The 7628-nt window shown below is 61.7% G+C and carries 7 protein-coding genes, 1 tRNA gene and 1 pseudogene; 4 read left to right on the forward strand and 5 right to left on the reverse strand.

The window, feature by feature from the left end:
* Positions 1–347: 347 nt before the first annotated feature.
* On the reverse strand, positions 348–1490 hold the full coding sequence (locus M4J39_RS21200) for an iron-containing alcohol dehydrogenase (protein WP_251730488.1): 1143 nt from the start codon (positions 1488–1490) through the stop codon (positions 348–350).
* A 545-nt stretch (positions 1491–2035) separates the two neighbouring features.
* Here M4J39_RS21200 and M4J39_RS21205 point away from each other — a divergent pair.
* Both M4J39_RS21205 and M4J39_RS21210 read left to right on the forward strand, forming a co-directional pair.
* Positions 2036–2121, forward strand: a tRNA-Leu gene (locus M4J39_RS21205).
* Between the two features lie 14 nt (positions 2122–2135).
* Positions 2136–2333: a hypothetical protein gene (locus tag M4J39_RS21210; RefSeq protein WP_251730489.1), complete on the forward strand. Its 198-nt coding sequence runs from the start codon at positions 2136–2138 to the stop codon at positions 2331–2333.
* 12 nt (positions 2334–2345) lie between these two features.
* Here M4J39_RS21210 and M4J39_RS21215 read toward each other — a convergent pair whose 3' ends face one another.
* From M4J39_RS21215 to M4J39_RS21230, 4 genes and pseudogenes are all read right to left on the reverse strand, one after another.
* Positions 2346–2867 carry a DUF2335 domain-containing protein gene (locus tag M4J39_RS21215; RefSeq protein WP_251730490.1) on the reverse strand — a complete coding sequence of 174 codons (522 nt, stop codon included), beginning with the start codon at positions 2865–2867 and terminating at the stop codon, positions 2346–2348.
* Positions 2809–3036: a hypothetical protein gene (locus M4J39_RS21220; protein ID WP_251730491.1), complete on the reverse strand. Its 228-nt coding sequence runs from the start codon at positions 3034–3036 to the stop codon at positions 2809–2811. The genes M4J39_RS21215 and M4J39_RS21220 overlap by 59 nt, the downstream gene beginning before the upstream one ends.
* A 265-nt stretch (positions 3037–3301) precedes the next feature.
* Positions 3302–3904: pseudogene (locus M4J39_RS21225) on the reverse strand (SPFH domain-containing protein); the annotation flags it as partial.
* 39 nt (positions 3905–3943) lie between these two features.
* On the reverse strand, positions 3944–5086 hold the full coding sequence (locus tag M4J39_RS21230) for an ROK family protein (RefSeq protein WP_251730493.1): 1143 nt from the start codon (positions 5084–5086) through the stop codon (positions 3944–3946).
* A gap of 163 nt (positions 5087–5249) precedes the next feature.
* Between M4J39_RS21230 and M4J39_RS21235 the strand changes: the two genes are divergently transcribed.
* A complete protein-coding gene (locus M4J39_RS21235; protein WP_251730494.1) occupies positions 5250–6497 on the forward strand; it encodes an ABC transporter substrate-binding protein in 1248 nt (415 codons plus the stop codon).
* A gap of 22 nt (positions 6498–6519) precedes the next feature.
* A complete protein-coding gene (locus M4J39_RS21240) occupies positions 6520–7536 on the forward strand; it encodes an ATP-binding cassette domain-containing protein (RefSeq protein WP_251730495.1) in 1017 nt (338 codons plus the stop codon).
* Positions 7537–7628 lie beyond the last annotated feature (92 nt).

Below are 7628 nucleotides of genomic sequence, written 5' to 3' on the forward strand. Positions count from 1 at the left end.
GATCGTTTTGGCGGGAACCGCCGAAGCACCACCGTCGCAGGAGGAGTGACTGATCCGCGGCGACGAAGACGACGGGCGCCGCGCGACCAGCGACCGCCATCCTTTGAACAACCAAGCAAGGCCCGGAGACGATGCGATACCATCTGGAAGCGCCTCGGCGGCAGCAATTCGCATCCGCGCTTCCTTGTTGCAAATGATTATCATTTCTACCGTCCCTCACGTGGCCGGGCAATCCGGGAAAATGCGGGGACGGACGAAAATCTTGAGACAGAATATCCGAAAATACAAAAGAGCGGGCGCGACACCCTTGTCAGGATGCCGCGCCCGCCCGAAGTCGGCCGTTTGCCTCAGCCGTAGTAGGCTGCCGTGTAGAGCGCCTTGACGTCGGTCACCGAGGGCGTGCCGGGGTTGGTCAGCGTGCAGGGATCGGCGAAGGCGTTCTCGCTCATGCGGTTCAGCACGGTCTTGAACTTGGCCTCGTCGAAGTCGACCTCGTCGCAGTCCTTGAAGGTGGAGGGTATGGCCAGCTTCTTGTTGAGGTCGCGGATCGCCTGGGCCAGATCCTCGATGCCGAGCACCCGCTCCACATAGGCGTACTTGTCGGTGAACTGCCGGTTGAAGTCGATGATGTAGGGCAGCATGATCGCGTTGGCGAGGCCATGGGTCACGCCGAACTCACCGCCGATCTTGTGGGCCATCGAGTGCACCAGGCCGAGAGAGGCGTTGGTGAAGGCCATGCCGGCCAGCGCCGAGGCGTTGTGCATGTTGAAGCGGGCCGTCTTGTCATCAGGCGTCGTGTAGGCCTTCTCGAGGTTCTCCAGCACCAGCTTGATGGCTTCCACCGCGTATGGGTCGGTGAAGGACGTGGCGGCGATGGAGGCGACGGCCTCGACGGCGTGGCACATGACGTCCATGCCGGTGTTGGCCGTGACGTTGGCCGGCATGACCATCGGCAGGGCCGGGTCGAGAATGGCGATGTCGGGCACCATGTCGGCGGCGACGATCGGGTACTTGATGTGGTTCTCCGTGTCGGTAATCACCGAGAAGGCGGTGATCTCGGAGGCCGTGCCGGACGTCGAGGGAATGGCGACGAAGCGGGCCTTGTTCCGGAGCGGCGGCATGGCGCCGACGGGGATGATGTCCTCGAAGGTGAGGTTCGGATGCTCGTAGAAGCACCACATCACCTTGGCGGCGTCGAGAGCCGAGCCGCCGCCGATGGCGACGATCCAGTCGGGCTCGAACGCCTGCATGGCCTTGGCGCCGCGCCAGACGGTCTCGACGGAGGGATTGGGCTCGACGCCGTCGATGACGATGGACTCGATGCCGCCCTTCTTCAGGATCTCGATCGCTTGGTCGAGGAAGCCGAAGCGCTTCATGGAGCTACCACCGGTGACCAGAGCCGCCTTCTTGCCCTTGAGGTCGGCGAGCTTGGAGAGCGAGCCCTCGCCGTAAATGATGGTGCGGGGGATGGAGAAGTTCATCACGGTCATCTCTGTCTCCTTGTCGGAACGAGGGGAGGGCTCGTCCGGACATGGCGGTCCGGTCCGGCTCCTTGCGGGAGGCGGTGGAGGCGGGCTCTCGGTTGCGAATTCTGAGGCGGTGTCGGGAGGTCGACTGCCGCTGGAGGAGTTATTTCCTGATGTCTAGATCAGACTTTGGTCGCAAAAACTCAAGCTAACTAAAAACGTTTAAGTATTTGGGTCTTAGATATAAACGGTTTATATGTAGCGAATAGTCAGCTTTACTGTGAGGGAAACTACTTGGTCTTGTGTTGGGGCTGGATGCGGGAGAACGCGCTGAGCGGAGGAGATGCTGCGAGCGCTTGGTGCGGACGGCGGGGATCGAACCCGCATGACCAAGGCCGAGGGATTTTAAGTGCCTGGGTGTCTGGGCAGAATGGCGGAAATCCGGGGAAATATGGTCTTCGTTCGGTCACGAGAGATGGTTCAACCGTCCCTCTTGGTCACAAGCTGGTCACAAGTTTCGGGGGCGGTTCTTGCCGTGAAAATGCAGAGCATATAAAGCGAGTGGTGATGCGGACGTGGTGAAACCGGTAGACACAGCAGACTTAAAATCTGCCAGCCATTGGCTTTGCGGGTTCAAGTCCCGCCGTCCGCACCACCTAGGGGGACAGAATGCTATTCCTGAAGTTCATGTCGCAAAGTGACGAAGCGGTCTTGGTGAACCCGGAGCAAATTATCTCAGTTGCTCCGAACGGAGACGGGACTACGATTGTCACGACCGCCGCCGAGAACCGCGTTATGTACGTGAAGGAGCGTTTCAGTGCTGTGGTGTCGCTCCTGGGGCGAGCAGGGTTCACAGTAATCGAGTGAGCCCTAACCGCTCTATTTCGGGCGGTGCGCTTGAACGAACAGCCCCACTGCAGTCACAACTGTCGAGCCTAGAAGTATCGCGGCGAGTGCCGTGTGCTCATACATACCCGCAATAAAGCATAGAACGATCAGTAGTAAGAGGATGGTCGCTCCAATAAACATGCCCGTCATCCGATAAAACTGATCATTCTTCTGTGCTTTCTGAGTGACCGCGATATTGCTGTCTACCACTTTCTCGGTCATGGTCAGAATACGATCAGCTCCGCCGGGGAGGACGGCGTCGTATTGCGCAAAATGTCGAGGATGCGGCAGCGGTCCGGAGAACGCCTCGCTTTGAACAACCTGAGTAACGCGGGCAACAATCTGCCCTCGTTGCACATCATTCAGGTTCTTCATACTCGAGAGAATAGAGTCGAGCTGCTGCTCAACGACTACTTCTATGTTCTCCGGAGCTTCCGCCAAGCTCGGGGGTGTTTCAGGCTGCTTCTTCTGCCCGGGAACACCTTTTTGCGGTTGTGTCACGCTTCTCGCCACGAGTGCCGACCTCCTCAGTGGTCATCACTCGCTCGAAGGCGTCACCGACCTCGCGCCATGCGCTGCCCACCGTTGTCTGATAAGTATCGACGGGCAGGGACTTTCTTACAAAGAACGCGAACGGTGCGGAGAAGCCATCCACCAAACCTGCTTTGAATGCCTTTTTCATCGGACGACTCCTGGCTTTTTGTTCTTTTGCTAATGCATATATGCTCATTCCAACGTGACGCCTCAACCCATTGATAGCGACATCCCGTTGACAATTGCTTTATCAGTAGCTCCACTTTCGACGAGATTATGACGAAACAGAGTTTCTTTCTCGACGTCGTGGTGAATTATCTCAGCCCTGCCGTGTGTGTAGCTTAACTCCCCCCAGCTAGGCAAGATTGGATTAGTGGCAGGGAGGACTCCCCACTTGCCCAGTCGATCTTAGCTTACGGAGCAACACGAACGAACGGAGTAGCCCCTCCCGGAACCATCGTGGTCGGGAGAACGCCGTTCCAGCGCTCGGCCGCAGTCAGCTCGACGAGGTTCGGGTTGTCCCGCAGAGCGGCACCCTTCGCCCGAATCGCGGCAGCTTCGGCCTCACCTCGAAGGCGGGCAGCATCGGCGTCGGCCTGAGCCTGAGCACGGGTGGCGTCGGCGTCGGCCTTTGCCTTGGTCACGGTGATCTCCGCCTGGACCTTTTCACGCTCGGCGTTCTGCTTGAGCTTCTGGACCTCGATCTCAGCACTCATGCGCTCCTCGATCTTGGCTTCGTAGGCCGCTGAGAAGTCGATGTTCTCGACCTGAACCGCCTCGATAGTGACCGGCCCCTCGACCGCTTCCTGAAGGGCGAGCTGGATGTCGGCGTTGAGCTTGGCGCGCTCGGTGATGGCGCGGGCCGCGTTGTACTGGCCGAAGACGTTCTTGACCTGAGCCATCAGCTTGCGCTCGACGAGGCGCGACATGAGGTTTTCTTCGTTGCCGTAATCGCTGTAGACCAGACCGGCCTTGTCGCCAGGGATCGAGTAGTTGACCGACACGGCAAGCGCGGCGGTCTGCTGATCGCAGTTCGATCACTGCCAGACCGTCCGCTAGATGCCTTTCACCGCCCGGCCTCGATATTTGTGGGGGGCGGTGACCTCATATTGGGGGATGCTCGCCGCGCCGAGATGGAAGTGTTCGCGGTCGATCTGCGAAACGAGGATCTGCGTGTCGGACGGTGGCTCGCTCACCAGTATCCGCAGATGTTCCGCCAGGGCCTCCAGCACGCTGCGCGGCAAAAGGCCGCCCAGGACGACCGCTTCGCAATCGAGGAGCATCTGGGCGTGATGGACGAGCGGGGCGAGCTGCGATGCCGCCCGGTGCAGCCAGCCGTCGATGCGCGTGTCGGTGCCGAGCGTCTCGGGCAGGTCGAACAGGCTGCGGTGGCTCTCGCCCATTTCCTCTAGATACCGCATCAGGTCGCGTCCGCTCGGACGCGGGATGTCCTGCGGAAAGTGGCTGCCGAATGCCGCCGCGTTGCCAAGCGAGCCGCGAAACAGGCGTCTGTGCAGGATGTTGCCGCCGCCAAGCCCGTAGGCGAAGTAGATCAGGCAGAAGTTCTCCATCTGGGCGCCGACGCCGAAATAGGCTTCGGCGAGGGCAGCGGCGTGACCGTCGTTCTCCACCCAGGTCGGCACGCCAAGCGCTGCCTCGAAGATCTGGCGCGGTTTGCTGCCGCGCCAGAGCGGCCACTCGCTCGGCGTGAAGAAGCGCCGCTCATTGTCGGTCAGGTTGATCGGCAGCGAGACGCCGGCGGCCAACAGCTGCTGTCGATCAAGACCGGCGCCTTCCAGCAACTCCTGCACGATGTCGGCCGTCATCGCCGCGACCGCGCCGGGGTCGCGCATCTCGGTTTCCACCATCCGCTCGGCGATAACCTCACCGGTCAGCGAACTGAGGGACACCGCAACCCGATCCACCGTGAAAGCGATACCGGCCATGCGCAGCCTGTCGCTGTTCACGCGCAGCAGGCGGGTCTTGCGCTTGGCGGCGGAGCGGGGCTGAGCGACGCTTTCGAAGTCGACATCTTCCAGCATCCCCCAGTCGATCAAGTCTTGGCTGAGACGCGTCAGGGTGGCGGGCTGGAGGTCCGTGAGATCGGCGATTTCGATGCGCGGCATCGGGCCGTAGAGCCGCAACGTCTCAAGAATGCGTCGGTGATTGTGGCCTAGGGAGAAGCTGGGCTGCAGCATGACGGTCCTGTGGCGAAGAGGGCGGGCCGGTCTCAGTGATGCCGGATCGGGCGACCGGAAACAATATCGCCACTAATTTTCTTTCTGTAAAGAAAATGTCACTGACCGTCGTTAAGTCACAGGGCGCCACCCGAGCGCAGTCCGTCTCACAAGGAGCCTTGTCATGTCCTCCACGTCCCTCGTCGCGTCAGTCGCCGCCCTGGCGCTGATCTCGACGGCCGCTCTTGCAGCCGATGTCGCATCGCCGGCTTTCGGCGAGAAGTTCAACGTCACCGATACCTCTGTGCCGCTCGACAAGCTCACGCGCGCCAACTTCTATGAAACCTTGGTGCCGCTGGCCAAGGCGAAGGGCAGCCTGACCTTCTACAGCTACTGGCCGCCGGCGCCGCTCGTCGTCTACCAGCAGCAGATCATCCCGTCCTTCGAGAAGAAATACGGCATCAAGGTCAACTTCAACTCCGTAGAGACCAACGTCGGCCTGCCGCAGCTCGATGCGACCTTCAAGGAGGGCAAGCCGTCGCCGATGGACGCCTACTTCTCGTCCGATCTGCCGGCGAGCCTCGATGAAATCGCCAACATTCGTCTGGTCGACCTGCTGCCGAACGCGGCGGATATCGATCCGAAATACGCCCGCACCTACCGGGGCATCGCCCACGGCGGCGCCTACGTTCCCTTCCATGCCAACCAGACGGTGATCGCCTTCAACTCGGCGATGGTGGAGGAGGCACCGAAGACCTTCGACGAGTTGCTCGCCTACTCCGAGCAACATCCCGGAAAGGTCGCCGTCACCTCGCCGCTGCGCGGTGGCTCCGGCAGCGGTTTCCTGACCTCGCTCGCCCGGCAGAAGATGTCGGCCGAGTGCGTAGCGAAGTTCATGGACCTCACCAGCGACGAGGCGCAGTCGAAGGCCCTGGTCAACGACAGCCCGTGCTTTGCGCCGGTCTGGGATTACTTCAAGACCCTGCTCCAGACCGCCCAGATCACCAACGGCAACACCGATACGCTGAATCTCATGGCCAATGGCGTCGCCACGATCGGCACCGCCTGGGAAGACCTGACCTTCTCCTACATCAAGGGAAAGCAGCTGCCGGAGACGATCCGCGTCACGATCCTGGAGGGCGGTCAGACCGGCGGCGCGGAAGGCGCGTTCATTCCCGCCAACACCGACAATCTCGCCGCCGCGCTCCTGTTCATGGACGAGATGCTGGCGCCCGAGCATCAGGCCTGGAAGCTGGTCGGCTTCGCCTCGCGGTCGCCGAAGACCGGGCTTGACGACGGCATGATCCCCGAGGACGTGCGGAAGTTCCTGCTGCCCACCAAGCTGTTCGCGGAACGGCAGATTTCCAGCCCCAATCCGATCATGTCCAAGGTCGTCCGCGATGCTTTCGCGGCCAAGGTTCTCGAGAACTGAGCAAGAAAAGGGAGTGGCCGCCGTGACGACACAGGCGAATGAACTCGACGTCCTGGACGTTTCCAAGGCCTTTGTCGGAACGCGGGCACTCCTGCCCACCTCGTTTGCCGTGAAGAAAGGTGAGTTCGTCACCATTCTCGGGCCGTCGGGGTGTGGAAAGTCGACACTGCTGCGCATCATCACCGGCATCACCGAGCCGAGCGGCGGGCGCATTTTGCTGCGCGACAGGGACATCACCCGCCTACCGCCGGAGCGTCGCGACATCGCCATCGTCTTCCAGTCCTATGCGCTGTTTCCGCACATGAGCGTCGCCGACAACATCCTGTTCGGACTGAAGATGAAGCGGGTGCCGAAGGACGAGCGCAAGCGCCGGTTCGACCAGGTGGTCGCCATCTGCGGTCTTGAACGCCTCGTCACGCGTTCGCCGCGCCAGCTCTCCGGTGGCCAGCAGCAGCGCGTCGCATTGGCGCGGGCGCTGGTGGTGCAGCCGGCCCTGCTATTGCTCGACGAGCCGCTCTCCAACCTCGATGCCAAGCTCCGGGAGACGCTGCGCGAGGAACTGATCGCTCTTCACAAGCGGACAGGCTCCACCACGCTCTATGTCACGCATGACCAAAGCGAGGCGATGAGCATGTCCGACCGGATCATCGTCATGAAGGACGGTCAGGTGGTGGAAAGCGGCGCGCCGCGTGCGCTGTACATGCGCCCACGCCAGCGCTTCACGGCGCTGTTCTTCGGCCATACCAACATCGTACCCGTCGATGTCGACGGCGATCGGGCGCGTCTGCCTTGGGGTGGGGCGGTGGCCCTGGCCGAAAGGGCGAGCGGGCGCGGCGAGATCTCCTTGCGGCCCGAGTGCCTTTCGCTCGTCGCCGATCCCGCCGGCCCCGGCGTCGTCGACGCGGCGGTCTTCATGGGAGCCGACGTCCACTACACCGTCCGGATCGGCGATCACCTGCTGCGGGTTCGTCGCGGAAGCGCAGCTCCTCTCGCCGAGGGCACGCGCGTATCCGTCAGCGTTGATGCGCCCGTCTTGTAACTTAGCCCCACCGCGATCTGGTATCCTTTCGGTTGCGGTGGTGGACGGGAGACCGACGCCCCTTAGGGACACCAAGCCCGTGGGAGAGCAAG

The organism is Pleomorphomonas sp. NRK KF1 (assembly GCF_023721755.1).
Taxonomy (GTDB): Bacteria; Pseudomonadota; Alphaproteobacteria; order Rhizobiales; family Pleomorphomonadaceae; genus Pleomorphomonas.

Coding starts and splice junctions, on each gene's coding strand:
- M4J39_RS21230 (WP_251730493.1), bottom strand. CDS start 5,086: ATGCTGCAGCCCAGCTTCTCCCTAGGCCACAATCACCGACGCATTCTT.
- M4J39_RS21235 (WP_251730494.1), top strand. CDS start 5,250: ATGTCCTCCACGTCCCTCGTCGCGTCAGTCGCCGCCCTGGCGCTGATC.
- M4J39_RS21210 (WP_251730489.1), top strand. CDS start 2,136: ATGCTATTCCTGAAGTTCATGTCGCAAAGTGACGAAGCGGTCTTGGTG.
- M4J39_RS21200 (WP_251730488.1), bottom strand. CDS start 1,490: ATGACCGTGATGAACTTCTCCATCCCCCGCACCATCATTTACGGCGAG.
- M4J39_RS21220 (WP_251730491.1), bottom strand. CDS start 3,036: ATGAAAAAGGCATTCAAAGCAGGTTTGGTGGATGGCTTCTCCGCACCG.